General features: G+C 49.9%; 25 protein-coding genes. 7 read left to right on the top strand and 18 right to left on the bottom strand.

Going from position 1 to position 25031, the window contains the following annotated elements; genetic code table 11:
* The first annotated feature begins 68 nt into the window (after nt 1–68).
* Both AC0YN3_RS11205 and AC0YN3_RS11200 read left to right on the top strand, forming a co-directional pair.
* Nucleotides 69–1007: an RluA family pseudouridine synthase gene (locus AC0YN3_RS11205; RefSeq protein WP_475775159.1), complete on the top strand. Its 939-nt coding sequence runs from the start codon at nt 69–71 to the stop codon at nt 1005–1007.
* Nucleotides 1008–1100: 93 nt separating this feature from the next.
* A complete protein-coding gene (locus tag AC0YN3_RS11200) occupies nt 1101–1436 on the top strand; it encodes a DUF1904 family protein (protein ID WP_475775158.1) in 336 nt (111 codons plus the stop codon).
* Between the two features lie 100 nt (nt 1437–1536).
* Here AC0YN3_RS11200 and AC0YN3_RS11195 read toward each other — a convergent pair whose 3' ends face one another.
* The 3 genes from AC0YN3_RS11195 to AC0YN3_RS11185 form a co-directional block, all read right to left on the bottom strand.
* Nucleotides 1537–3507 (bottom strand): ArnT family glycosyltransferase, encoded by a 1971-nt coding sequence (locus AC0YN3_RS11195; RefSeq protein ID WP_475775157.1) that lies wholly within the window; start codon nt 3505–3507, stop codon nt 1537–1539.
* Nucleotides 3507–4799 carry an MFS transporter gene (locus tag AC0YN3_RS11190; protein WP_475775156.1) on the bottom strand — a complete coding sequence of 431 codons (1293 nt, stop codon included), beginning with the start codon at nt 4797–4799 and terminating at the stop codon, nt 3507–3509. Before AC0YN3_RS11190 ends, AC0YN3_RS11195 begins: the two co-directional genes overlap by 1 nt.
* A gap of 108 nt (nt 4800–4907) precedes the next feature.
* Nucleotides 4908–5444 (bottom strand): GNAT family N-acetyltransferase, encoded by a 537-nt coding sequence (locus AC0YN3_RS11185; RefSeq protein WP_475775155.1) that lies wholly within the window; start codon nt 5442–5444, stop codon nt 4908–4910.
* Nucleotides 5445–5514: 70 nt separating this feature from the next.
* On the opposite strand from AC0YN3_RS11185, the gene AC0YN3_RS11180 reads away from it, so the two are divergent.
* Together AC0YN3_RS11180 and AC0YN3_RS11175 are read left to right on the top strand one after the other, a co-directional pair.
* Entirely contained in the window at nt 5515–7749 is a 2235-nt protein-coding gene (locus AC0YN3_RS11180) for a UvrD-helicase domain-containing protein (RefSeq protein WP_475775154.1), read from the top strand.
* A gap of 17 nt (nt 7750–7766) precedes the next feature.
* Nucleotides 7767–8765 (top strand): HD-GYP domain-containing protein, encoded by a 999-nt coding sequence (locus AC0YN3_RS11175; RefSeq protein ID WP_475775153.1) that lies wholly within the window; start codon nt 7767–7769, stop codon nt 8763–8765.
* A 103-nt stretch (nt 8766–8868) separates the two neighbouring features.
* Here AC0YN3_RS11175 and AC0YN3_RS11170 read toward each other — a convergent pair whose 3' ends face one another.
* The 4 genes from AC0YN3_RS11170 to AC0YN3_RS11155 form a co-directional block, all read right to left on the bottom strand.
* Nucleotides 8869–9354, bottom strand: coding sequence for a DinB family protein (locus AC0YN3_RS11170; RefSeq protein ID WP_475775152.1), 486 nt, complete (start codon nt 9352–9354; stop codon nt 8869–8871).
* A 302-nt stretch (nt 9355–9656) separates the two neighbouring features.
* Nucleotides 9657–10160 (bottom strand): ferritin, encoded by a 504-nt coding sequence (locus tag AC0YN3_RS11165; protein ID WP_183567685.1) that lies wholly within the window; start codon nt 10158–10160, stop codon nt 9657–9659.
* Between the two features lie 95 nt (nt 10161–10255).
* On the bottom strand, nt 10256–10486 hold the full coding sequence (locus tag AC0YN3_RS11160; RefSeq protein ID WP_415840017.1) for a DUF1450 domain-containing protein: 231 nt from the start codon (nt 10484–10486) through the stop codon (nt 10256–10258).
* Between the two features lie 59 nt (nt 10487–10545).
* Complete coding sequence (locus tag AC0YN3_RS11155) at nt 10546–11970, bottom strand: S41 family peptidase (protein WP_475775151.1); 1425 nt, start codon at nt 11968–11970, stop codon at nt 10546–10548.
* A 294-nt stretch (nt 11971–12264) separates the two neighbouring features.
* On the opposite strand from AC0YN3_RS11155, the gene AC0YN3_RS11150 reads away from it, so the two are divergent.
* Together AC0YN3_RS11150 and AC0YN3_RS11145 are read left to right on the top strand one after the other, a co-directional pair.
* Nucleotides 12265–13071, top strand: coding sequence for a Cof-type HAD-IIB family hydrolase (locus tag AC0YN3_RS11150; RefSeq protein ID WP_475775150.1), 807 nt, complete (start codon nt 12265–12267; stop codon nt 13069–13071).
* 82 nt (nt 13072–13153) lie between these two features.
* Nucleotides 13154–13363, top strand: a complete 210-nt coding sequence (locus AC0YN3_RS11145; protein WP_475775149.1) for a cysteine-rich CWC family protein — start codon at nt 13154–13156, stop codon at nt 13361–13363.
* A 36-nt stretch (nt 13364–13399) separates the two neighbouring features.
* Here the strand turns inward: AC0YN3_RS11145 and AC0YN3_RS11140 are convergent, their stop codons facing one another.
* The 8 genes from AC0YN3_RS11140 to fur form a co-directional block, all read right to left on the bottom strand.
* Nucleotides 13400–15850: an EAL domain-containing protein gene (locus AC0YN3_RS11140; protein WP_475775148.1), complete on the bottom strand. Its 2451-nt coding sequence runs from the start codon at nt 15848–15850 to the stop codon at nt 13400–13402.
* Between the two features lie 323 nt (nt 15851–16173).
* On the bottom strand, nt 16174–17229 hold the full coding sequence (locus AC0YN3_RS11135; RefSeq protein ID WP_475775147.1) for a FecCD family ABC transporter permease: 1056 nt from the start codon (nt 17227–17229) through the stop codon (nt 16174–16176).
* Entirely contained in the window at nt 17222–18253 is a 1032-nt protein-coding gene (locus tag AC0YN3_RS11130; RefSeq protein WP_475775146.1) for a FecCD family ABC transporter permease, read from the bottom strand. The genes AC0YN3_RS11135 and AC0YN3_RS11130 overlap by 8 nt, the downstream gene beginning before the upstream one ends.
* 15 nt (nt 18254–18268) lie before the next feature.
* On the bottom strand, nt 18269–19309 hold the full coding sequence (locus AC0YN3_RS11125) for an ABC transporter substrate-binding protein (protein WP_475775145.1): 1041 nt from the start codon (nt 19307–19309) through the stop codon (nt 18269–18271).
* Between the two features lie 81 nt (nt 19310–19390).
* Nucleotides 19391–19864: a hypothetical protein gene (locus AC0YN3_RS11120; RefSeq protein WP_475775144.1), complete on the bottom strand. Its 474-nt coding sequence runs from the start codon at nt 19862–19864 to the stop codon at nt 19391–19393.
* 120 nt (nt 19865–19984) lie between these two features.
* Complete coding sequence (locus tag AC0YN3_RS11115; protein ID WP_475775143.1) at nt 19985–21184, bottom strand: GTP-binding protein; 1200 nt, start codon at nt 21182–21184, stop codon at nt 19985–19987.
* A gap of 131 nt (nt 21185–21315) precedes the next feature.
* Nucleotides 21316–22122 (bottom strand): AAA family ATPase, encoded by an 807-nt coding sequence (locus AC0YN3_RS11110; protein WP_475775142.1) that lies wholly within the window; start codon nt 22120–22122, stop codon nt 21316–21318.
* A gap of 218 nt (nt 22123–22340) precedes the next feature.
* Nucleotides 22341–22820 carry a ferric iron uptake transcriptional regulator gene (fur, locus tag AC0YN3_RS11105; protein WP_183569120.1) on the bottom strand — a complete coding sequence of 160 codons (480 nt, stop codon included), beginning with the start codon at nt 22818–22820 and terminating at the stop codon, nt 22341–22343.
* 227 nt (nt 22821–23047) lie between these two features.
* Here fur and AC0YN3_RS11100 point away from each other — a divergent pair, with 227 nt between their 5' ends.
* Nucleotides 23048–23296, top strand: coding sequence for a type B 50S ribosomal protein L31 (locus AC0YN3_RS11100; RefSeq protein WP_183569118.1), 249 nt, complete (start codon nt 23048–23050; stop codon nt 23294–23296).
* Between the two features lie 80 nt (nt 23297–23376).
* On the opposite strand, the gene AC0YN3_RS11095 is transcribed toward AC0YN3_RS11100, so the two are convergent.
* The 3 genes from AC0YN3_RS11095 to AC0YN3_RS11085 are packed head-to-tail and all read right to left on the bottom strand — an operon-like array spanning nt 23377 to nt 24938.
* Complete coding sequence (locus tag AC0YN3_RS11095; protein WP_475775141.1) at nt 23377–24159, bottom strand: SDR family NAD(P)-dependent oxidoreductase; 783 nt, start codon at nt 24157–24159, stop codon at nt 23377–23379.
* 31 nt (nt 24160–24190) lie between these two features.
* A complete protein-coding gene (locus AC0YN3_RS11090) occupies nt 24191–24601 on the bottom strand; it encodes a hypothetical protein (RefSeq protein WP_441941460.1) in 411 nt (136 codons plus the stop codon).
* Between the two features lie 40 nt (nt 24602–24641).
* Nucleotides 24642–24938 (bottom strand): antibiotic biosynthesis monooxygenase family protein, encoded by a 297-nt coding sequence (locus AC0YN3_RS11085; RefSeq protein WP_475775140.1) that lies wholly within the window; start codon nt 24936–24938, stop codon nt 24642–24644.
* Nucleotides 24939–25031 lie beyond the last annotated feature (93 nt).

The following is a 25031-nucleotide window of genomic DNA, read 5'->3' as shown; positions in this document are numbered from 1 at the left end:
AATAGAAGATTAGAACAGACCCGCTCACTCGTGGTATAGTAGGAGCATTGAATCTAGGAGGGTTTTACATGCAAAGAGGGAAAAAGCGAAGAGCTCCTCAAACACAAGCAGACAAGAGCAAGTCCTATCCGGTCACGGAGCCGATGGAGCTGCTGCCTTTTCTCTTACAAAATATATCCGGTGCAGGCCGCAACGTCGTCAAATCCATACTTGCGCACGGACAAGTATCAGTCAGCGGCAAATCAACCACTGCATATAATTATCAGCTCCAGCCAGGCCAGACCGTCACGGTAGGCAAGGATCGGCCTCAGGAGAAGCTCCCCCTTGAAGGCCTTGCGATCCTGTTCGAAGATGAACATATTATCGTCATTAAGAAAGAGTCCGGGCTGTTGTCTATTTCGTCCGACTCTGCGCCTGAGAATGAGGTGACGGCTTATCGCCAGCTTACCGCCCATGTCAGGCTCGAGAATTCGAAGAACCGCATTTTCGTCGTGCATAGGCTCGACCGCGATACTTCAGGGGTCATGATGTTCGCCAAAAGCGAGGCCGTGCAGCAGCAGCTGCAAAACAGCTGGCAGGACACCGTTCAAGAGCGCATTTATGTCGCGCTCGTCGAAGGTGCGGTCAAAAAGGAGAAAGGTACGATTTCCTCCTGGCTTAAAGAAAGCAAGACGCTCAAAATGTACTCCAGCTCCTACCCGAATGACGGCTTGCACGCCGTTACCCACTATAAGGTGCTTCGTTCGAATAAAAGCTTCTCCTTGCTGGAGGTTCAGCTTGAAACTGGGCGTAAAAACCAAATCCGCGTGCATATGGAGGATATCGGCCACCCTGTTGTTGGAGACAAAAAGTACGGCGCCAAATCACGAACTATCGGCCGTCTCGGCCTACATGCCCGCGTACTCGCCTTCACTCATCCCGTTACAGGCAAGCTAGTCCGGTTCGAAACCGAAATTCCGAAGCTGTTTCTCCGGCCGTTCCATGTCGCCGAAGGAGTAGAAAACTAAAAAAGCATCGGCTGCTGGTCAAAAAGCGGCCGGTGCTTTTTTCTGATATACTACAAACAGCATTTATTCTAGCTTGAATGGGAGGAATAACCTATGCCTCATTTAGTATTCCGCGGCGTTGCCGCTGATCAATTGTTAACCGTTACATCCGCCCTTGCCGATGAGCTCGCGGATATCTGCGAATGCGGTACCGATAATTTCACGATGGCATGTCTGCACGCGGCGAATGTTTATGGCGGCATGCCCGGCGAGCCTTCCTTCGCATTTATCGAAGTTGGCTGGTTCGAGCGCGGTCAGCAGGTTCGCAGCCGCTTCGCGGAAGCGGTCAACCGCCACGTCGCGCAGCTCGGAATCGAGGAAATCGAGATTGTATTCCATGCCTACCGCGAAGACAGCTATTACATAAACGGCAAGCCAGTAGAAGGATAAAACCTAAAAATTGATTGGAAACGCTCAAACCATACGGGATAAACGTATGCACATCACAACCATCCACTTTCTAATGGCTGTGGCGCATATGTTCATTCCGTCATTTTTGAAGCGTCCATACCATGTCATCGATGTTCACCCAGCCGGAACCGCCCTGAACATATACCGTCACTACATCCTGTTCCGCGATCGAAACGGCGGGCAGCTGGATTTTCGCATATTCTTCCCGAACGTCAATTTCCTGCTCCTGTATCTTTCTTCCGTTAACCAACACGCCTATTGCTCCGCCCTCCGCATTAGCGCTTGCCATAGCCGACAACGAGTAGTTACCTGCCTCGGAGTTAACGAAGGTCTGTGAAGCACGCTGATCCTTGCCCGGATCCAAGTACAGCAGCTTCGTGCCGCCGAATGGCCGATTTCCAGCAATGCCCGCGCCTATCGTAAACCTCCAATATGGCTGCCCTTCCTCGAAGCCGCCATTCCGGAACGAAACGTGAGCATCCGTTTCCTCCTGCTCGCCTTTTCCGCTCACAACCGTGTAGTTTTTGAACTTTTTGATTTGGTAACCTAATTTTTCGTCAGGAAGAGGAGCGCTGTTCGAAACAACATAGGCAGCTTCCGCCCCCGATTGAATCGCCGGCTTCCCGAATTGATACCGGCCAAAGGAGCGGACAAACTGAAAGGCTCCACCCGGGTTAATATAGTCCACCGTATCCAAATACAGCTGCGGGGAAATTCGTTCATAAAACAACACATAAATATATGGCATCATGACCTCATCCGTCACGTAGACGGTACCCTCGGTCGCATCGGATGCATACTGGATCGCCTCCCCAAAGGACTCGTAGAACATCGGACTGATCTGCTTCGAGTAGGAAGTGAAGTACTGCCCGCAAAACAAGCCAAAATAAACGGAGAATGCCGTGATCGCAATAGCGAGCGCATACTTGATATGCTTATGCAGCCAAACCAGGCCCGCTGCAGCCACGAATACCGTCGGGTAAAAGATAATATTAATGCGGTTGATATTAACGTCTGTTATTAGCGTCATGAGCAGCGCGGTTCCGAGCCATAATGCTATGACCGCCGTTTCCACGCGGAATCGGACGAAGAGCCGATATATCCCATAAATAATCCCCATGCCGATAATCGGCAAAGCCAATGGATACATATAACCGAATTTCGGGATCGCGTTCCACAAGAGTCCATCATTTTGCGTCACATACAGCTGCAAGAATGACTTGAAATGATGCGAGAACATCGCCAGCGGCTGACCCTCGAATGCGGATGAAACCTCCTCAACGCGAGGGACCGTCAGCTTCGGAATTGAAAATAGAAACTGCATCATCGGCCTATCCATGCGATTAACGAATAGAAACAAACCGATCGGAACCGCTAAAACAAGCAGCAGCAAGCTGTTCCAGACCAGCAGGCTACGCTTGATCGTTTGTTTCACGGCAAGCAGCACAAGCACGCTCAATCCAAACACGGGTACGAAAAAATAAGCGGTCCCGTATGCATAGAGTGAAAGGGCAAGCGTAATCGCGAAGCCGACCAGCCATTTCGGCTGCTCAAACGCCTTGAACAAAAAATAGACAGCCAGCAGCACCAGGGTAGGAAAAATATTAGACTCAAGCGCCCATCTGGACATCATAATATGCCAAGGACAAATGACAATAAGGAATGCTGACGATAAGGCAGCTGCTTCCTTCTTAAAGACTCGCTTCGCAATGAGATAAAACAATACCATCCCGAGCAAGCCAAACAGCATGCTGACCATTCGGATGCTTAACGGATTCAAACCGAATAAGTAAACAAACGGAATGGATAGATAGGCATATAGCGCGTTTTGCCCGCTTCCCCATGCGATCAAGTGAATCGGCAGCGTTATGCCGTTGCGATCCATTCCATAATGAAGGATTGAGTAAGCCTCGTAGCCAATGGAAGCCTCATCCTGGTTCAGTCCGCCCGGTATCGCTCCTGCGTAAAGCACCCGCACGGCCGCGCCAACAGCAAATAATAGAGCAAGCAGTCTATTTCGGTTGATCCATTCCTTAAGTCGAAGAAGCATTAGTTGAGATCACCATTTCCAGCTTTGGAGTTAGTCTGTCTGATTGGATACAAGAAGAAGAAAACAAGAGCGATTAGCAAAGCGATGAACGGGATAATGCTCAGCATGGAGCGGATGCCCCATACGGCGGCTTCAGCTTGCACCGCATCCTTCACGTATCCGCTGGCCTCTAGAATTACGCCTAGTACGACAGCCTGGAGCGACACGCCCCATTTGACGATAAATCCGTTCATTCCGAAATACATGCCTTCCCTGCGCACTCCCGTCCGCTTTTCATCCTCGTCGATGATTTCGGACAAGAGAACGTCCAGCAGCACGAGCAGCCCGGCAAGCCCAATACCGATTGCGGCCGCGGCGGCGGCGGCGGTTGCAACGCTTTGCACGAAAAGAAAAGGAATCATGGCAAGCGCATAGATGCTGACCGCAACGATGACCGTTTGGCGCGGTCCCCACTTCTGTACCAATCTGCCCCAAAGGTAGACGCAGGGGATAGCCGAAATAAAAATCGCGCCAAGCAATACCGTATTGCTCTCATCCCCCGCGGCGAGCACGTATTTGGTGAAAAACGGAATCGCCGCCGGCAGCATCGCAAAGGTGAATTGCACGAAGAAGCTGCCAATGACAAACCAAACGAACGCCTTATTCGAAAACGTGAATTTCAGGGATTGCGCAAAACCGATCTCTTCGCGCTTAACGACTCGCGCCTCTTTGCTTGCCGATACCATAATAATCAAAAAAACTAACGCAATGCCTGCAAATATGGCTCCCATTGGCCCCCAGCCCAGCTTGCCGTAAACGAGCGGCGGCAGTGCCACACCGATAATCATGCCGACAATCCCGAACATTTGCCGCCATGAGGAGACGGAAGCCCGCTCCTTCATCGTCGTGAACATCTCCGGAAATAGTGCCGAATAATTCAGTACGACCATGACGAACAAAATATCATAAAGCAGCACGATCGTTAAAAAATACCAAAACAACGTCATCCCGCTTCCCACCGGGAACCATATGGCCGTAAATAAGGCCGCGAGCGGCACCATGCCGAACAGCATGTACGGTACGCGCCTTCCGAACCGGCTGCTGGTCCGATCCGAGATATGCCCAAACAACGGATTTAACACCGCATTCACGATGCCGTGGATAACCATTGCCGCGCTGATTAGCGTCGGTTTCACCCCAAGCACGTCTACGTAATAGAAGACGATGTAGGATGCAAAGGCTTGCGCGATCAGGTTTACCGATAAATTGCCCGAGCTGTAAGCCAATTTCGATTTAAAGCTAGTACTTGCCATGCACAACACGCCCCCGGTTACGATGAAAGTCTATTATTAATAAGGTTAACAACTCTCTCATCTTACCGTAAAAACCCTTATTATTCCATAATTAACTTTAGCATGGCATCATAGCTTTTTAACCATGCGGGTATAACGGCTGCCGCTTACCTGGATCGAGCCGTCTTCCTCGTAATTCAGCTTTTTGTACAGCGCATAAGCTCTTGCATTTTTCGGCTCGACGATGAGCGAGAGCTTGCTGTAGCCTTGCTCCCGGCCCTTGCTCTCGAATGCGCTGATCAACGCTTTGGCAATGCCCTGCCCTTGATAATGCTCATCGACGGCGATAGAGTCCAGATAATACTCTCCCTCCCTTGCCTCCACCACAATGGCATCGCCGCCACGCGCAGCAAACGGCAAATCAAGCGCCGCAGCTCCATCTCCCGCATAGCTTAGCAGCATGCCGGCAATTTTATGCTGCCGCCTGTCTACGAGTACATGCTTGTAGCTGATGCGATTGTCTTCCCTCATATAAAATCCAATGAGAATGCGCCTAGCTTCCTCTAAATCCTCCGTACCTGCCAGCGTAAAGGCAATATGGCCAATGGCGGCCAGCACCAGCGGCATTACCTCTTCCGCGTCTTCTATTTTGGCTGATTCTATCATGATGACATCCCTCATTCTGATTATTGTTCTGTTATAATAAACAAATATAATTACTAAAGGTGATGAAGCAATGGGCAACAACTATTATACATTCCCTATAGGGGTCAAGGACAGAGAGGTTCCCTTCGCCCCAACCGCAGAGTCCAAGACGAGCCGCCAGCTGGTCGGAAACGATGAGCAGGATTCCGGTTTCTTCCGCTCTTTGGAGCAATACGGCATATCCCTCAATAGGCCGCAGCTGACTGCCGTACGGCACAACCATGGACCGGCGCTTACGCTGGCGGGAGCTGGATCCGGTAAAACCTCCGTTCTCGTATGCCGGACGGCTTACTTGCTCGCTGTTAGGCGCGTGCAGCCTCAGCATATCCTATTAATGACCTTCTCCAAAAAAGCTGCCGACGAAATGCGCGGACGCATCCGCTCTCTTCCTGCGCTTAATCCGCAAGCAGCAAACGGAGTTGAGGCGCGCACCTTTCATTCGTTCTGCCTCCAGCTGCTAAGGGGACGAGGCTATCGTCAAGGCATACTTGGCGAAACCGGTCAGAAGCATATCTTTTTCAAAAGGCTGATGCGTGAGCTGCTGCTGAAGAACGAATACGAGCCCGAGACGCTGCTTGCCCAGCTCTCGGCCATTAAGCTGCAAATGATCAACGTCAGCGAACTTCCAGCAGCAACAACGGAGGAACGTGAGCTGAAGCTGCTGTTCACGCGCTATGAGCAGTGGAAGAAGGACATGGACAAGCTCGATTATGACGATCTGCTTTTGGAAGCCTATAGGCTGCTGAAGGATGACGAGGCACTGCTTGCCGCACTTCAGAATCGATTCCAATATGTCATGATCGACGAGTTCCAGGATACGAACCAGGTACAGTACGTGCTGGTGCAAATGCTGGCGGACAAGCATCGCAACCTAATGGTTGTTGGCGACGACGATCAGACGATCTATTCTTTCAACGGTGCCAAAAACGATTATATCTTGAACTTTGACCATCAATATCCCGGTGCGGTTACCTATGTGCTTGATATCAACTACCGTTCAACGAGCACAATCGTAGGACTCGGCAATGCCATTATTCAATACAATAAGCTGCGCAAGGAGAAAACGCTACTGGCGGTGAAGCCCAAAGGCGTCAGCCCGGCTTATGCTCGGCTCAAATCCACGCAGGACGAAGCCATGCTGATCGTTGAAACGGTTGCAAATCAGGTGAATACAGGAAAGCGCGCTTACGGCGACTATGCCGTCCTATTCCGAACGGCAAGCAGCAGCCGGGCACTGACAGAGCTGCTTTTGACAAAGGAGCTCCCGTTCATCGACTTTGGAGACGGCCAGCTCTTTTATGACCAGTGGGCGATCAAGCCGCTGCTCGCGCATCTGAGGCTCGTGCAGGACCGCCGCGACTTCGATGCGATGGAAACGCTGCTGCCCTCTTTGTATGTCAATCGCGAGCAAGCCATGGCATTTATTTGGAACCAGGACAAGCAAAGGGCAAAGAAATGGCCGCTTATCCATTTGCTAGAATTCCCTCAGCTCAAGGAATTCCAAAAGGATAAGATCAAAGAGCGGATCAAGCTGATCAAATCGTTGGCCGATCTAAGGCCTACTGCCGCTATTATGCAGCTTCGCCAAGCGTTTTATGACCAATTTCTTGAAACGAGCAAAAAACATGAAATGACCGAGCACAAAGAAGGCTTGAAGGAAGTGCTTGATGAATTCGAAGCAGCAGCCGGCACATACGACACCATCGAGGCGTTTCTTGCATATATTGATGATATTACGGACAAGCATGCGGCGCTGCAGAAGCTCCAAAAGCATGAGCATAACCGCAGCGCGATATCGCTGATGTCCATACACAAATCCAAAGGGCTCGAATTTCCCGTCGTATTCGTCATCGGTGCTTCGGAAGGCATCCTTCCGCACAGCTCCGCGCTTGCCGCAGACAAGCATAGCGACCGGACCTCCATTCAGACAGGCGAAGACTCGCTTGCCGAAGCGCTCGAGGAAGAAAGGCGCCTTGCTTATGTTGCGGTCACGCGGGCTCAAGAAGAATTGTATATAAGCTCTCCCGCGCTTTATCGGGGGAAGCCGGCGGAACTATCCCGCTTTATTCGCTCCGCTTTCTCGAATGGCGAGGAGGAGGATGCAGATTCGGAATCTGTTCTCGCATGGCTGTGTACAAGCTCCACTTGCCAAGTATGGCAACGCGTCATTACGTATGAAGACTCTCAATCCGAGACAAGGCCTTGCCCGCTGTGCGAGGCGCCGATGGAGCAAGGAACGAAGACTCTGCCCAAGAAGAAGAAATAAGGAGAAGCGATCGCAGCATGAGTACCCTACACGAACTTCTGACGCCATACCTCAAGCTGGCCGATGCCGTTATCATTACGGACATTAACCATGTCATCCTTGCCGTGAATGCACCCTATGAGAAAATAACAGGGTATGCCGCATCCGAAATAAACGGTAAAAAGGCAAGCGTCCTGCGAACCTCCTATACGCCAAAAGAGACGCATGACCAGATGAAACGCGCGCTCAGCCTTGGATTATCATGGTCTGGCGTATTTACCAATCGCAGGAGAGACAGCAGCATCTGGCATTCATCCATTACGATTACGGTGATGGAGATTGACGAGACGTTCTACTACGTCGGGATCTTCCGCGAGCTGGAGAAGCTGAAAAGCGGCTTTTATTTGCCGGAGGAGCGTATCGGCTCCATACAAAGCTCGATGCTGAAGGTACTCGCGATTTCATGCGAAATAAGAGATCCCGGCATTGAGCAGCATCTCGTACGCGTTCGCGAATTAACGGAGCGGCTGACCCATTTCCACAACGAACGGCTGCAGCTAAACTGGCCGGAGGAACTCGTCAACCGGATCACGCACGCCAGCATTTTACACGATATCGGCAAATCGGGCATACCCGAGGGTATTTTGTACAAGCCGGGCCCCTTGGCTTATTATGAGCGACAGATTGTCGAGATGCACACTCAGATCGGCGTTGACATCATCGATAAAATTCATGCGGAGCTGAATGACGATCTTTTCCACCAAGAGCTCGAAATGGGCAAAAACATCATTCTCTATCACCATGAGAAGTGGGACGGAAGCGGCTATCCCCACCAGCTTGCGGGAGAGGATATACCGATTGAAGCAAGAATCGTCAGTGTCGTTGACGTGTTTGATGCCCTTACGAGCATCCGGCCATACAAAGAGAAATGGTCCGAGGAGCGCGCGCTAGCCTTTATTACCGAGCAGCGCGGCCTCCATTTCGACCCGGAGCTGGTCGATTCTTTTCTTGCACTCATACTGAATGATTCCAACTAGCAAACGAAGGAGCGGCCTCCAGCATGTGGACATGCTGGAGGCCGCTCCTTCGTTTTGCGCTTATTCTGTTCCAAGAAACGGTTCCGTTCAACCGCATCCTTCTTCACTCAGCCGCTATTTCCATGAGTCCTCTTCCAATAACGTTAGCCGACACTGGCTTCTTGCCAATCTCCCTCGCCCATATCGATAATTGTCCGGCGTGATGGATATGATGGGCAATGACATGACGCATAATTTCACCCCAGGATTCTACGGCTGCTTTCCCGTTTGGCTGGGGATCCACGTGTCGGCGGTGCTCCATGCTGCTGTCCCAGTCGATTACGAAGCTCTCCACATCCTGTCTAAAAGCGCGGTCAAGCTCGCGTACCTTCGCCAAGCTGTCATAATCATTGAAGCTTTCTTGGAAATCAGGCTTTCCTTGAAGAGCACGAATCCAGCTCCACTCTACGTCGACCATATGAAAGAGCGTATGTAAAACCCCGCCAACCCCACCGGTCCGTTCACGCAGCAGTTCATTCTCAGGCACGTCCTCACACCATCTGTACCAATCTTCGCGGACCTGCCAATTGTAACGAAACATCGTTTGCAAAAAAATCATTCCTCCTCTTCGTTTCCAACTAGCTGTTTCCGTAGTATTAGCTTACTACTTCAGGCAACGGAGTTCCACGCCGAAAATAATTAAAATGAATGCATACTCGTTTTGCTTCAGCGTTCTGCGTTCTGCGTTCTGCGTAGAAGCAGACTCCGACCAATGGAACCACGTGCTATGTTTTGTCGAGCGAGAAACTGGTGCATATTGAACATTAGCGTTCAAGCCTATAAGAGTAAAAAGCCGTTCACACATTCTACTGTGCAAACGGCTTTCGGATATTTATGGTCGCGCTGATGATATTAAAGAGCCGGCGCGGTAAAGGAACGCCCGGCAAACTCTGCATCCAACATGTAGAATGCGTTGCTGTCCTTATCGATACGCTTCAGCTTATGGATAATGTTATCGAACAACGCTTCTTCTTCCACCTGCTCGTCAATAAACCATTTGAGGAAGTTGATCGTCGCATGCTCGCGATCGCTGATTGCAAGGTCTGACAAATTATAAAAACGTTTCGTATTTTGCTGCTCATGTCCATAGCCTTGCTCAAATGTGTCCAGGATGGACGAATATTCGTTATTTGGCTCGCCAAGCGCCGATAGCGTGGCACGGCGGCCGCGGTCGTTCAGAAACTTGTATATTTTCATAGCGTGAAAACGTTCTTCCTCGGCTTGTACGATGAAGAAGTTTGCAAACCCATCCAGGCTTTCGCCCGAACAATACGCTGCCATTGCCAGATACACATGCGCTGAATAAAACTCAAAATTCATCTGTTCATTTAATGCTTCTGCTAGTCCATCATTCATGCTCATGCACCTCAGCTTTCCTAGATTGTACTTATTCTAACATAAAAACAAAGAACGGCAAATGCCGTTCTTGTAAATGTATCCAAATATAAGGGTTAACCGATCATTTTTTTCAATCGCTTGTAAAGCTTTTCTGCCGACGGCGCGCTTACCGTCTTCGACTTTATGACGACAAAGCATTCCAGCTTACAGGTTTTGCAATCGCCGAGGCAATCGCTTTTCTTCTGTTTAATATCCGGATATCGATTCTTCATCGCCTTATAAATCGGCTCTGAACCGTTCTTTAAATTCCGTCTGCAATATTTAATCTTCTTCAACCGATTCACCCCGCAGCGCAACGAAGGAATTGCTTCCTACTTAATGATAATGATTATCATCCCCGTTGTCAACCGCGATTTTTAAGGACATCCAATCCTTTAATCAGCTGGCTGTCTTCTTTGGCGAGCTTCTCCCGAAGCTTGCTCAGCAGCTGATAACCTGTTTTGTCGTTAAAGCTGCCCGTAGCCTCCAGCTTCTCTGCCGTTTGGAATTTCCGCAGCGCTTCAGCCGTATCCTTATCGAACATGCCTTCTTGTCCTGTCGGAGAATAGCCGAGCTCCTTCAGCATCAGCTGCAAGGTTTTGACATCCTCCCCATAGCTGCCAACCTTCATCTCCGTACCGATAGCGAGCGGTCGCAGCTGCGTATAGGCGGGAAGCTCAACCGCAAAATCAGGCGATACCCCTGTTTTATTGATCCAAGTTCCTCCCGGTGTCTTCCACTGGGCCTCGGTTAAGCTTAGGACTGATCCATCCTTAAATTGATTAAAAGCTTGAACGACACCTTTGCCGTAGGTTTTCTCGCCGATAACCGTAGCGCCCGCGGACTCCTTCAAGGCTGCGGTGAGCACCTCGCTCGCACTCGCGGACTGCCCATTCACGAGTACGGCAATCGGTACCGTCCATTCCTTCTCTTGCTTTGATTTGTAGGAAATCGTCTGCCGCTCGTTTTTGTAGACGACATTGAGAATGACCTTATCCTTCGGGATCAGCGTGCTTGCAATTTTAATCGTCGGCTGAAGCAGTCCGCCTGGATTGGATCGCATATCGAGCAGCAAGCCTTTGAGCGGCTGCTTCTCTTGAAGCTCTTTGATTGCCGCCTCGAATTCATCAGCCGTCTTCTCTGCAAAGCGGCTGATCGTTACATGCCCGATGCCCCCATCCAGCAGCTCGGACGTGACGGTATGCACGGGTATCGCTTCGCGCTTCAGCGTAATGGAGATCAGCTCTGATTGATTCGCTCTTTGAACCTCAAGCGAGACGTTTGTTCCTTCCTCTCCCCTGACAAGTCCTAACAGATCATCGAAAGTTTTGCCGCTCAGCTTCTGGTTATCCACGGAGATGATGATGTCACCAGGCAGCAAGCCTCCACGCTCGGCAGGCGATCCCTTCGTAAGCGCCGTAATGACGAACTCGCCCTCTTCTTCCCGAAGCTCGGCTCCGATTCCGAATATTTCACCTTCGTAGGACTGCGTGTAGGCATCTCCCTTTTCTTCCACCAGATAGCGGGAATAAGGATCCTCAAGCGAGCTGACCATGCCAACTGCCGCCCCGTTGATCAGCTTTTTCGGCTCGGCGCCGTTCAAATAATCTTTAATGATTTTGTTATAGGACACTGTAAATTGCTTGAATGCAGGCTCCTTGAGCATCGGATAGCGATTTCCCATCCATAGCACGCCTACCGTGAAGCCAATTGCCGCGAATAGAAAAGCCCCAAGTACGCAAAAGGAAAGAAACCGTTGTTTTGCAGCCGCTGATGTAAAATAGTTCATTTGTTCATCTCCTACAAAGTTTTGTGAAGCAAAACTTACTTCGGAAGCATACGCTCCGTTTTGTGAAGCAAAACTTGCTTCGGAAGCATACGCTCCGTTTTGTGAAGCAAAACTTGCTTCGGAAGCATACGCTCCGTTTTGTGAAGCAAAACTTACTTCGGAAGCATACGCTCCGTTTTGTGAAGCAAAACTTGCTTCGTTAGCATGCTCCCTGTCTTGTATGTGCGAGCCATTTTCGCTACAATCAACCTATTCTTAACTATAAAGAGCTTGGAGAGGAGCTTTACCGCTAGTATGTATAAACTTATCGCAATTGATGTTGACGACACGTTATTAACGGATGACCTCATCGTAACGGAAGGAACGAAGCGCGCGATGGAGGCTGCCATAGCGCAGGGCGTAACGGTTACGCTGGCAACTGGCCGCATGTTCGCTTCCGCTCAAAAGATCGCCAAACAAATCGAGCTCAATGTCCCTATTATTACTTATCAGGGAGCCCTCGTCAAAACGCTGCTCGACGGGCAGGTACTGTATGAACGCAATGTCCCGATTGACGCGGCTAAGCAGATTCACGCTTACGCCGAGGCAAACGGCCTGCATTTGCAGCTTTACGTTAGCGACGAGCTTTACGGGACAGAGGATAACGACAAAATAAAAGCATATTCCAAGCTCTCAAATATTCCTTACAAAATCGAGCCTGATTTCAACAAGCTGCTTGACTTTCCAATGAACAAAATGCTTATCATTGACGATCCTGCCCGACTCGATATCATTGCTGAGGAGCTGAAGCTGCTGATTGGCGACCGTGTCCACATTACGAAATCCAAAGCGCATTACCTGGAGTTCATGCACAAGGAAGGCACGAAGGGGCACGCGCTTACTTTCATGGCGGAGCATTTGGGCTGTACGATGGATCAGACCATTGCGCTTGGCGATGCATGGAATGACAATGAAATGATTCTCGCTGCCGGACTTGGCGTAGCCATGGGCAATGCGATTCAATCACTCAAGGATATCGCTGATTATGTAACGCTCTCCAACAACGAAGAAGGCGTACGCCACGTCATTGAGAAATTCGTGCTTGATGCGTCAGCCGAGTAGCCGAATCGGCTATTGCAAAATAATAGCCAGCCCTTCGCCGAAAGCGATGGGGCTGGCTCTTCTAGATAAGGAGGTTATGTGATTGAATTGTCCCCTATGCGGCCAACCCAATGCTTGCGGAATCAAAGCTGTCCAGGAAGCCCAAGCCGATTGCTGGTGCTTTCACGAAAAATTCCCAGAGGAGCTGCTCCTGCAAATTCCAGCGGACATGCTTGGCAAAGCTTGTGTTTGCAAGTCATGCTTGCTTAACCATCTGCGCTTGCCAAAACGTGAAGAGGAGCAACGCCCCTAATCAAAATATCAAGGCTTGCTCCCCGTTAAGATACGTTCATTTCAAAGCGTTGATTGCTTCCTTCCGCTCCGGTACAAAAAATGCCTGCTCCACGTCTAATGCTGGCAGCGGCTTGCTGAAGTAATAGCCTTGAATCTTCTGGCAGGAGTTATCCGTCAAAATATCAAGCTGGTCCTTCGTTTCAATCCCCTCCGCAATGACCTCCATGTTCAAATGCTGCGCCATGGCAATAATCGTCGATACGATTGCCCGATCATTGTTGTTTTCTGTGATATCCCGAATGAAGGAACGATCAATCTTCACCTTATGGATAGGGAACATTTTGAGATAGCTTAGCGAGCTGTAGCCCGTCCCGAAATCATCAAGGCTTATCCGTATGCCATATTCATTCAGCTGATTTAGAATGCTGCTGGAAATGGATGCGTCCATCATCATGCTCTCCGTTATTTCCAGCTCAAGAAACTCAGGCTTCAAGCCTGTTTGCTCTAGTATGTCCATAATATACTCCGCAAGCTTCGGCTGGTGGAACTGCTGCGAAGAGAGGTTTACGGATATGGGGATGAGCGGACCGCCCTCATCATGCCATCTTCTCATTTGCTGGCAAGCTTCGCGCAGCACCCAAGTTCCCATTTCATAAATAAGGCCCGTTTCCTCGGCAATCGGGATAAAGAGGCCGGGAGACAACAAACCTTTTGTCGGATGCTCCCAGCGCACGAGTGCTTCAATTCCGATCATCGCATGATCCTCCGTGCGAATCTGTGGCTGGTAATGAAGAAGCAGCTCGCCCCTTTCGATTGCTTTTCTAAGATCGCTTTCCAGCTCGATTTTTTCCAGAAGCTGCTCATCCAACTCGTTCGAGAAAAACAAATAATCGTTTTTCCCTTTTTTCTTTACCTCGTACATGGCCGTATCGGCGCTTCTCAGTAGTTGGCCGGCATCCGCCCCATGTTTTGGAAATAAAGAGATGCCGATGCTAGCAGAGACATAGAAGTCACTATCTTTTAACCGGTATGGCGCTTGGATTGCGGTAATGATGTCTTTCGCCAGCTGCTCGATTTCGGCAATTTCCCCATAACGGCTGCATAGAAGCGTAAACTCATCACCGCCCATGCGTGCTAGCATGGCGCTGCTTTCCTTGGCTGCTTGTTGTATACGCTTGCTAACTTCCTGAAGAAATTGGTCGCCAACCGTATGTCCCAACGAGTCATTAATCATTTTGAAACGGTCAATATCGAGCACCATTACGGCAAAAGGCAGCCTTGTGCCGCTATTCGCTGCTATGGCCTCAGAGATCGCTTGGTTAAACATCCTGCGGTTAGGCAGGCCTGTCAGCTCATCGTGAAACGCCAAATGGTTGATCCTCTGCTTCGCCTGTTTCTCTTGCGTAATATCCTTGAAGATGATGTAGATACCCACAACGTTTCCGTCCACGACAACCGGAACATTCGCAACGCTGAGCTCTACCTTCGTTCCGTCATGCCTAATGATGGAGGTTTCGTGATTAAGCGTCTCGCCATCAAAGCATCGTTGAAACATTTGCCTGACGCGTTCCTGATCCTCGGATACGATAATGTCTTTCAATGCGGATATCGATTGGTTCATAACCTCTTTGCTGCTGAAGCCCGTAATCTGCAGAGCAATCGGATTATGGCTAATGACATTGCGCTGCAGATCAACCGATACGATTCCATCCTGGCTGTTTTCGTACAATGACTTATACCACTTATCGTTTTGCTCCATTTCCGAATCCTTGCGTGCCAGCCTTTTGGCGATGTATATCCCGAATAAGGATAGCCCCAGCGTAAAGAAGATGCCTCCCGCTATAAAATAGGCAAGCCACTTGTGGTCAAGCGTCACACCGTAGAACAAGGCTGATTTACTGCTGTCATGGAAATTGGCAGCTGTCATTCCCGTATAATGCATGCCGGATATGGCCGCGCCCATAATTGCACCGCTTCCGAGCTTCTTATATAACTCGCCTTTCTTGTCCCCTTTGCGGAAATAAAACGAAAGCCACAGTGCCGCTATGGATGCGCCAAACGCAATGAGAACGGAGAGAATAAATATAATCGGATTATAGGTAATCGGAATAAGCATCGCAGCCATCCCAACGTAATGCATGACAGATATTCCGATTGCAAGCAGTATGCCGCCAATAAGCAGCTGTGTACCTGTAAGCTCGCTTCTTCCCACTACGAATAATGCGATAAACGCTGCCCCGATCGCGGCAAAGACCGAAAGAAGCACGATAACCAAATCATATTCGACCACAATTGGGAGATTCAATGCAAGCATGCCAACGAAATGCATCGACCATATTCCCATCCCCATCGATGCCGCGCCGAACGTCAGCCATCTTAATCGCGTCGTCCCTTTTGAAGTGCTTACCCGCCCTGCTAAATCAAGAGCCGTGTAAGAGGCCATTACCGCAATAATGTATGAAAAAAGGACTAACAAACTATCATAAGACCCGTGAACATGCTCCATTTAATCCCCTCGATCCTGTGTATATTAATATTTTGTAAGAGCACATTTCTATTATACAGTATACGAGATTCATTTTTTAATAAAATATTGAATAATAATGGCAATACTTTTTTTGAAACTAACGGCTGTTCGGTTCAAGTTTTTCGTTGCTTTGTCCCGCAGTCTCAATAAGCAAACAGCAGGCTTCGTAACAGAATGAAAAAGGAGCCGCCTGGCAGGTTCATACCGCCGGGCCGCTCCTTTTCCTGCTCTCTATTTCGGTTAAACGGATATTTTGTTATCCTCTGCCTCCTTTATTCCATTCTGCATCATGCCCTTACTCCTTATTTTTTCAATAGTGATTTGCGGAGCAGGAATAGAAAGAACGGTGCTCCAAGCAGCGTAGTAACGGCTCCAACCGGCAGGCTTGTCGAATGGTTCTCCATGCCGGGGAATGGGAGGCTGAGCGTTAGGCTTTGACCGATCCAATCTGCGGCAAGCAAAAGAAAAGCGGAGAATAGCGCGCTGATCGGAAACCACCAAACGGGCCTTCTACCTGCAAGCAGCGCTGCGGCATGCGGTCCAATCAGTCCAATAAAGCCTATCGCGCCCACTACCGAAACGGATGCTGCGGTTAAACCGGATGCAATCAGTAGAAGGATAACGCGCGAGCGGCCCGCCGCTAAACCAAGCCCGGACGCTGTCGAATCACCCAGCTGCAGCAATTCTGCTCTACGCGCATATAGCATCGCTAGAAGCAATCCAATGGTCGCCCATGGCCAAAGCGCTGCCCAGCTGCTCCAGCCTCTGCCGTTTAACGATCCGAAGGTCCAGAGGAAAATGGAGGATAAGCCCTGCTGGCCGTGGAGTAGAAACAATGAGGTCGCCGATTGCAAAATCGCAGTCATTATTACACCGATCAGCGCAAGACGAGCCGCGCTGCTCTGTTGACGGGCATTCAGCGCATAAACAAGCATGACTGAGCCAAGTCCTCCCGCCATCGCCACGAAAGGCAGCGGCACTGCTTTCATCCATGCAGCCGAAGAAAAGCTCGCCCATAGCACAGCGAACAGCACCGCGCCCGATGACGCGCCAACTAAGCCAGGCTCGACGAGCGGATTGCGCATAACAGCCTGTAAGATCGCGCCGGACACGCCCAGCATCATGCCTGCCGCAATCGCAATTAATGCGCGAGGAAGTCGCAGGTTCCACACGATATGGCGGATTCCCTCATCGCCTCCCCGATTTAGCAGCGCCTGAAGAACCTCTTCCGAAGTAAGCATGGTTTTGCCAAGCCCGACATGCAGGATGAACAGCAGCGTGATTCCAAGCAGCAGTGCTGCGGCGACTAACCAAAACCTTTTCGCGCGCGCACGCGCTGCGTTTTTTGTTTTAGCCATCCCCCCCGCCTCCTTTCCCCTTAATCACGAAAAGAAACAAGAAGAACCCACCGCCAAGCATTGTCGTCCAGACGCCAACAGGAATTTCCATCGGATAGAAAAGAAGCCTGGCGGCTGTATCCGCTGCAACGAGAAGAACGCCGCCGCAGAGCGCTGATAAAGGCAGAACCACCCGCGCATCTGACCCTCCAAACATAGAACGTACCAAATGCGGAGCGATTAATGCGATATAGCCGATGGGGCCGCACTGCGCAACCGTAATCGCCACTAAACCTGCGCATAGTGCGAGTATCGCAACCCGAGCGCGCAGCACCTTTAACCCAAGCCCCGCTGCGGCCTCGTCGCCAAGCTGCAGCAAATTAAGCGTTCGGACAAATAGCAAGGCTAGCGGCATTGCGCATATGGTCCAGGGAAGCATGCGATACACATGCTCCCAGCTGCGGTTCGCAAGTGACCCCATCAGATAGGTATAGAGCAGATTGACATCATTGCTCGCAGCCAAAGAAATAAGAACGATAAGCAGCCCGTTAAGTATGGCGGATACGGACATGCCGATGAGGAGCATGCCAACCGATCCGCGGCTCCCTCTGGCTGCCAGCACCACGCATACACCTCCTGCAAGACCGCCAAGCAAGGCAAAAAAGGGATGCATCAGAACCGAAACAGGCAAATGCAGCACAGTAATAGCAGCCATAACAAGCGATGCTCCCGAGGAGACGCCAAGCAGCTCAGGGCCTGCCAGTTTATTGTTCATCGCCCCCTGCATAAGCAGTCCGGCAGTACCCAGCAGCATGCCGACGATGAAACCGAGAATGATCCTAGGCATTCTCATCTCCCATATGACCGTTCGCTGAAGCTCGCTGCCTGCGTTCGAGAATATAACGCCAAACAGCTCGTCCCAAGCCATCGTTGGAGCTCCTGAACTTATGTTTATCGCTGCCGCTGCGGGCAGCAAGACAAATAAAAAAATCGGAAGAAGAACTTTTCTTCTTCCGATCGCATGCGGTTGTTTTTTTGCGTACATGAATGCCGCTGCCTCCTAGAACAGATCCGGATACAGGAATTGAAGCGACTCATCCAGCAGAATGCCCAAGGAGCGGGTACCGCGGCCGTCTCCCCAGATTGGGGAACGAACTTCGATGACTTGGTTTTCCTTCACCGCCTTTAGCTTGCTCCAAAGCGGCAGCTCAGCCATTTGCTCAGAAAGCGGCTTCGTACCCGGGCTATAGGAGTAGCTTTCAATAAAGATGGCGTCCGGGTCCTCTTCAAGCAGCTTCTCTAGCGAATATTGGATGCTGCCTTCTCCGTACGGATCCTCGGAAGGGTCCTTTACCTGAAATGGATATTCGCTCACTTCCTTCAAGACGGAACCGCCTAAACCGCTGTCCGTCACAATGGCAAAATTGACGTCCGAACCATACATGATCAACGCTTTTTTATCCATTGGCGCTTTCTGCTTCGCTGCTTCGAGCTTGGCTAGGAACGCATCACCAGCAGCCTTTGCCTCATCCGTTCTGCCTGTCAGCTTTCCTATCGTTTCGAGAATGGCGATGGAATCCGCATACGTTCTTGGTTGTGCCAAATAGATGGGAGCAACGCCGTTCATGCCTTCTCGCAGCGCATCATGGACTCCCATCAATCCAATTACCAAATCCGGCTTTGCGGTTACGATGTCTTCCAGGTTCGGCTCGAAGAAGCTTCCGCCGATAGAAGCGAATGTTTTCCCTTTTTCGCCATAGAATTCAGGCTCTGCCGCAATCGTGCGTACGCCGCTTTCGGCAATTGCCACAGGCTCAAGGCCAAGCTCCGCCAATATATCGACGCATAGCGAAACGACGCAGGCAATTTTGCTTACCGGCTCCGTGAACTCAAGCTCTGCTCCCGAAGCATCCACAATCGTCTGCGGAACATATGTATCGCTTGGCGTTTCCGCGGCAGGCACAGCATTCGCTTCCTCCGCTTGTGCCGGCGTATTCCCTGCAGCATTGCCTTTTGTATTATCGGCTGTATTTCCGCATGCAGCTGTTACCAAAGCCAAAACAAGCAGCATACAGATAACGAGCTTATTATTTCCGTTCATGATGTAATTTCCCCCTTGGTTTAATTGTAATTATTACGCTTTTAGTTTGTCAGGAACAATACGATTTAGTTATTAACAAATTCAAACATGGGATCGCTCTGCGAACGCTTCAGCACAACGATGCATAAGCAGGCAAAAGGATCTGTTATGCCCAATAAAAAAGGAGGACAAATCATAGCGCTTGCGAGCAGGCACATAGGTAACCAACACACGATGCTTCATATAATTCGCCGCGAACTCGACGAACGACTCCGTCTGCTTACTCGCATGGAAAGTCAAGTAAGCATATACGGAATGATCGAATGGGTCATCCAGAACGCTAACTCCTGCACAGCTATATTCCGTCGGAATCTGTATTCGTCTCAGCACGACCAAAGCCGGATACAGCTCCGCGTCGACAGAAACGGAATCCAGCATCATCGCCAGCTTATCCTTCTTCTTCACTTTATCCCGGTCAACCCATGCTTCAAGCTCCAACGCCCTTCGTTCCCATAAAGCTTCGCTCTGAGAACTGATTACTTGCTCATCGTCTTCTTCAAGCGTTATGTATCCCATTGCCCTTCCCTCCTGCTGTTCAAGAAGAAACAGCTTTGTCGTCCTCTGCAAGAGGAGCGTATCCGTTTCTCGTAGAAATAGAAGAATCCTTTATCGCGGAGACATATGCAATCTTATGTTTTAAGAAAAACTCGGAATCGGGTCTTTCAAATCCCGCCAATTTCCTGCCATTTCCTCCGGAGTCAGCAGCGCCATATCAAGCGTACTGGAAATTTCATCCCGGTTCATCTCCATCCCGATGAATACAAGCTTCGTCACGCGGTCTCCCCACTGATCGTCCCAGTCAGCCGTTTTCTCGAATTCGCTTCCGAAATAAGAGAACCGTTCTTCTTCTGATAAGGCCGCGACCCATAGCCCCGCCGGAGACAGCTGCCTCGACACACCTGCTTGGCTGAACGTAATTGCCATATTATTGCGCGTAGCGATCCATACCAGCCCTTTCGAACGAACGACAGCCTTAGGCCATTTGGCTAGCCACTTCAGAAAGCGTCCCGGATGAAACGGAATTTTCCGCTTATACGTAAAGGTCGCTATGCCGTATTCTTCTGTCTCCGGTGTATGCTCCTCCTTCGCCAGCTCTTTTATCCAGCCTGCAGACTGGCTAGCTTCCTCGAAATCGAACAGTCCCGTATTCAGAATCTCCTCCGGGCTCAATGCTCCGTTACTTGCTCTTACAATCCTTGCCCTTGGCTGAAGGCTTCTTAGCGTCTGCTCGAGCTTCTCGAGTTCCCCAGCGCTTACCATGTCGCATTTATTAATGACCAGGACATCGCAGAACTCGATCTGCTCTATCAAAAGATGAACGACGCCTCTCGTATCTCCCTCGCCTGCTTCCTGTTCCCTGTCGGCCAGCGTTTCCTTCGTGTGGTAATCGTTCCAGAAATTAACCGCATCCACTACCGTGACCATCGTATCAAGCCTCGTCAGCCTCGATAAGTCGATGTTCTGCTCCTCATCCACGTAGGTGAACGTCTGCGCGACAGGGACCGGCTCTCCGATTCCCGTCGATTCGATCAGAATGTAGTCAAACCGATTCTCCAGCGCCAAGCGCTCAACCTCCTGCAGCAGGTCATCGCGGAGCGTGCAGCAGATGCAGCCATTGGACATTTCTACGAGCGATTCTTCTGTGCGGCTTAGTCCGCCTCCGTCACGAATAAGGTCAGCATCTACGTTTACCTCGCCCAAATCATTGACAATAACGGCGACCTTAAGCCCTTCCCGGTTGTTCAGAACATGGTTCAGAATCGTCGTTTTGCCCGCTCCTAGATAGCCGCTAAGCACATTTACCGGGATACGACGATCGTCTATTGCATTTTTCATCAGATAAGCACCTCTTTGCCTTTGAATGTCTTTTATTAAATCGTAATTATTACGATTAAATACTAGCATAGAAATGTGCTTTTGGCTAATATAGGTTTACAGCTATGCCTATCGATTTCACAAGTCAGGCATTATGCCGTCACATGCGGCTTGTATTCCTCTAAAGAATAATGAACGTGGCGGGCAGTCAGCATAGCGCCCTCAATGATCGCTTTCCGCTTCGCTTTCAGAACGATTTGCTCCATGTCTGCAAAGCTGCAGCCCTTTAATAACGCAGCAGCATGCTCCTGCGTTCCTTCCTCCTGTCCGAATTCTCCAATGAGCAGGCGTATATATTCATATCTCGTTGCATCATCCGGCATGCCGTAGGTCATCTTCGTATCAAATCTCCGCCATACGGCATGATCGAGCTCCTCCTGCAAATTCGTTGCCGCCATAAACACGCTGCCGCATTCGAATTCGTCCAAACACTGGAGCAGCGTATTAACGACCCGAGCCATTTCTTTCACTTCGTCGTTGTTTTCCCTCGTTCTTGCAATCGCGTCGAATTCGTCAAGAAACAATACGCATGGCGATGCTTTGGCATATTCGAATATTTTGCGTACATTGCTCGCGGTTTCGCCAAGATGGCTGTGGATAATGGTGTCCAGACGTACGAGCAAGAGCGGAACGTCAAGCTGCTGCGCCATATAGAATGCCGTCAAGGTTTTGCCCGTCCCTGGTGGGCCGTACATGACGATTTTGTTCGGAATCGGCACGTCATGCTCCTCGAATTTGTCTTTCATGGCGAGAATGGTGAGAAACTCCTCTATAATCGTCCGATTCTCCGATTGAAATACGATACGCTTCACTTTGCGCGCGCAGTCCTTAGCTGTATAGTAGGTTGCCATCTCTGAGCCTTTTGCTCTCGGTAGGCGGTTATTGTTGCTTTTGCTCATTGCTGATAAGACTCCTTTAGGCTCGTATTCTAAACGTAATCATTACGTTTAGTAGTATATCAGAATTATTACGATTTGAAAACCTTAAGCATGAGGAATCGATTACCCCATAAAAAAGCCCCCTCAAGCTGCATTGGTAGCCCGATAGGGCTTCGCAATGTTTGCTTTCGGGAGCTTAAACTAACCGTCGAAGCAAGCGTCCTTGCTTTCAGATGAACTTACGATACGGCTTTCCGGCCTCGCTTGCAGCCGCCTTTGCTGCAGGACTTATACGTTCCCGTGAAATCCAGCCGGTGGTCCGTCACCTTAAATCCGAATTCGCGTTCAATGCGCTGCTCGATCTCGCAGAGCCAGTCCTCTTTGATTTCGGTGAGCGAGCCGCACTCGTCGCAGATGAGATGGTGATGCATATGTTCATGCCCTTCCTCGCGAAGATCATAGCGAGCTACACCGTCGCCGAAATTCATCTTCTCCACGACATGGAGCTCCGCGAGCAGCTCAAGCGTGCGATAGACCGTTGCAAGCCCGATCTCGGAATATTTCTGCTTGACGAGCATGAAGACGCCTTCCGCGCTCAAGTGGTCCATTTCGTTCTCGAGCAGTACTCGCAATATAATTTCACGCTGAGTCGTAAGCTTATATCCATTTGCCATCAAATGCCGGTTTATTCGGTCCATTTCTGCGGTTATGTTTAACATGCAGAGATACCTCCTCATATTCAAAACCTTGTCATCATTGATCTTTTCCAATGAAAAGGCTTACTTTTAGAATGATTATAATTTAATGGTAGTATACTTTTGCAAAATTAGCAAATACCATATTTTAATGGGTGCTGCTGCACGCTCCTTGACATGCCAAACGTTTATCGTCTATGATACAACTATAGTTTTTCGTAAATATTACTAATAAAGGACAGGTGAATATAATGAAGCAAGGCATACATCCCGCATACCATCAGGTTTTGTTTTTTGACGTGAGCAGCGGATTCAAAATGTTGACGGGCTCGACCAAATCGTCGAATGAAAAAATGGAATGGGAAGACGGCAACAGCTACCCGGTTATCCGTGTAGATACAAGCTCAGCCTCGCATCCGTTCTATACGGGCAAACAGCGCAATACGGACAAAGGCGGACGCGTTGACCGGTTTAACCAACGTATCCAACAAAAGAAATAAAGATCACGAATCTAAAAAAGCTCTTAACGTCCGCTTAGCGATAAGGCGGCCCGTTAAGAGCATTTTTCACTTTGTCGTTCTTATAGGACCGCAGATATGCCTCCGTCAATATTTACCGAGGTTCCCGTTACAAAAGAAGCGGCGTCCGATACAAGGAAGCCGATGACGTTAGCCGCTTCCTGCGCTTTCCCTATTCGTCCGAGCGGTATGCCGTGGCGCGGATCTGCGGCGAACGCTTCCCAGCTTAGCTCGGGTGCCTTGGCTTGCCACATGCGCTCAATCTGCGCGCTTCGAATGAGTCCGATGCAGACGGCATTGACGCGTATACCAGCTCCGGCTAGATCCTTGCTCATCGCCTTCGTAAGCGCTAGTCCAGCTGCGCGGCTGACAGAGGTCGGCAAAGAGGAGGCTCCAGGCGTTTTGCCGCCAATCGCGGTAACGTTGACGATCGCTCCTCCTCCTGCTTGACGCATATAAGGCAGTGCTGACTGTGAGAATTGAACGGCGCCGAGCAGCTTTAAATCCAGATCCGCTGTCCAGGCTTCTTCGTCTACCTGCTCGAACGGCTTAGCTGCCGATGTTCCCGCATTGTTCACAAGAATATGTACGCCGCCAAATCTAGCAACGGTTTCCTCGATCACGCGAGCCGCCTCGCCTGTCTTCGAGACATCCGCGCTAATCGCGAGTACTTCTTTGCCCGTCTGTTCGTTAATCTGCTCGGCGGCTCTGCGAAGCGAGTCCTCTTCCCTTGCGACAATCACAACCTCAGCACCCTCGGAAGCCAGCAGCAGCGCCGTAGCAAAGCCGATGCCTTTGCTCCCGCCTGTTATTACAGCAACCTTTCCTTTAAGCCCAAGCTCCATCTTATTTCCTCCCCGGCTGCCGCGCAGCTGTTTATTTTTGAACCGTTCGAATCACCTTCTGAACCTCTTCGTTAATATCCACTTCAGTATGCGCAGGCAAATTCACGATGAAGATGCCGCCGAACACTTGCTGGGATTTGCCTTGCCAATCACGTATTTTGTTTTTGAGCACCTTTAGCTCAAGCGAATAGATGACCTCTTTGCTGAGCAGCCAATTATGGCGCGTAAACGTGGATTTTTCAATGGTTTCGATATAAATGGATACATCCTCTAGCGTTTTTACGCGAATGACATCCCCAAATGCTACATTTTCCGTAAAAACAGGATTTTCTTCTATCCGATAGATATCCGTATCAAGCTGAATGACATCTAGTACTTCAACCTCTTGGCCTGCTCCGTCGAAGCTAAGATGCAACGGTATAAAATCTTGAATGCTGCTCACCCTCTATATCTATTTTCAGTGAAGCTTCAATAAAACGGTTTTAGCTGATGGCCACATTGGCGAAATGCTCTACGGTCGGGAAAGGATCGTAGTAATGATGCAAGTATTTCTTCCAGGTCAAATATTCCTCCGATTGGCGAAAGCCCTCTGTGTGGTCCTCGAGCGTTTCCCATCTTACGAGCAATAGGTATTTATGGCTCATTTCTATACATTTCTGAAGCTCATGCCCCTGATAGCCCTTCATACTCGAAATAATAGCCGAAGCGAGCTTGAAATCGCGCTCGAACGCTTCCGCATGGCCCTCTTTGACCTGCAGCACTGCAGCCTCCAGGATCATTGTATCAGCTCCTTTATATCAATCTAGCATATACGAATTGCCATTAAAACGCTACTTGATGTCTATTGGACACGCCAAAGAAGCAAGTCCCTC

It is taken from the genome of Paenibacillus sp. J22R232 (genome assembly GCF_056269165.1).
Note: the sequence above shows the minus strand (reverse complement) of the source record. Positions and strands in the feature narration are given on the sequence as shown.

What these genes read in the sequence shown, in the direction of transcription:
- AC0YN3_RS11150 (WP_475775150.1), top strand. Translation starts at nt 12,265, where the DNA reads ATGTATAAACTTATCGCAATTGATGTTGACGACACGTTATTAACGGAT.
- AC0YN3_RS11140 (WP_475775148.1), bottom strand. Translation starts at nt 15,850, where the DNA reads ATGGAGCATGTTCACGGGTCTTATGATAGTTTGTTAGTCCTTTTTTCA.
- AC0YN3_RS11125 (WP_475775145.1), bottom strand. Translation starts at nt 19,309, where the DNA reads ATGAACGGAAATAATAAGCTCGTTATCTGTATGCTGCTTGTTTTGGCT.
- AC0YN3_RS11165 (WP_183567685.1), bottom strand. Translation starts at nt 10,160, where the DNA reads ATGAATGATGGACTAGCAGAAGCATTAAATGAACAGATGAATTTTGAG.
- AC0YN3_RS11130 (WP_475775146.1), bottom strand. Translation starts at nt 18,253, where the DNA reads ATGTACGCAAAAAAACAACCGCATGCGATCGGAAGAAGAAAAGTTCTT.
- AC0YN3_RS11180 (WP_475775154.1), top strand. Translation starts at nt 5,515, where the DNA reads ATGGGCAACAACTATTATACATTCCCTATAGGGGTCAAGGACAGAGAG.
- AC0YN3_RS11095 (WP_475775141.1), bottom strand. Translation starts at nt 24,159, where the DNA reads ATGGAGCTTGGGCTTAAAGGAAAGGTTGCTGTAATAACAGGCGGGAGC.
- AC0YN3_RS11185 (WP_475775155.1), bottom strand. Translation starts at nt 5,444, where the DNA reads ATGATAGAATCAGCCAAAATAGAAGACGCGGAAGAGGTAATGCCGCTG.
- fur (WP_183569120.1), bottom strand. Translation starts at nt 22,820, where the DNA reads ATGTTAAACATAACCGCAGAAATGGACCGAATAAACCGGCATTTGATG.
- AC0YN3_RS11195 (WP_475775157.1), bottom strand. Translation starts at nt 3,507, where the DNA reads ATGCTTCTTCGACTTAAGGAATGGATCAACCGAAATAGACTGCTTGCT.
- AC0YN3_RS11135 (WP_475775147.1), bottom strand. Translation starts at nt 17,229, where the DNA reads ATGGCTAAAACAAAAAACGCAGCGCGTGCGCGCGCGAAAAGGTTTTGG.
- AC0YN3_RS11085 (WP_475775140.1), bottom strand. Translation starts at nt 24,938, where the DNA reads ATGATCCTGGAGGCTGCAGTGCTGCAGGTCAAAGAGGGCCATGCGGAA.
- AC0YN3_RS11155 (WP_475775151.1), bottom strand. Translation starts at nt 11,970, where the DNA reads ATGAACTATTTTACATCAGCGGCTGCAAAACAACGGTTTCTTTCCTTT.
- AC0YN3_RS11200 (WP_475775158.1), top strand. Translation starts at nt 1,101, where the DNA reads ATGCCTCATTTAGTATTCCGCGGCGTTGCCGCTGATCAATTGTTAACC.
- AC0YN3_RS11110 (WP_475775142.1), bottom strand. Translation starts at nt 22,122, where the DNA reads ATGAGCAAAAGCAACAATAACCGCCTACCGAGAGCAAAAGGCTCAGAG.
- AC0YN3_RS11115 (WP_475775143.1), bottom strand. Translation starts at nt 21,184, where the DNA reads ATGAAAAATGCAATAGACGATCGTCGTATCCCGGTAAATGTGCTTAGC.
- AC0YN3_RS11205 (WP_475775159.1), top strand. Translation starts at nt 69, where the DNA reads ATGCAAAGAGGGAAAAAGCGAAGAGCTCCTCAAACACAAGCAGACAAG.
- AC0YN3_RS11100 (WP_183569118.1), top strand. Translation starts at nt 23,048, where the DNA reads ATGAAGCAAGGCATACATCCCGCATACCATCAGGTTTTGTTTTTTGAC.
- AC0YN3_RS11190 (WP_475775156.1), bottom strand. Translation starts at nt 4,799, where the DNA reads ATGGCAAGTACTAGCTTTAAATCGAAATTGGCTTACAGCTCGGGCAAT.
- AC0YN3_RS11175 (WP_475775153.1), top strand. Translation starts at nt 7,767, where the DNA reads ATGAGTACCCTACACGAACTTCTGACGCCATACCTCAAGCTGGCCGAT.
- AC0YN3_RS11120 (WP_475775144.1), bottom strand. Translation starts at nt 19,864, where the DNA reads ATGGGATACATAACGCTTGAAGAAGACGATGAGCAAGTAATCAGTTCT.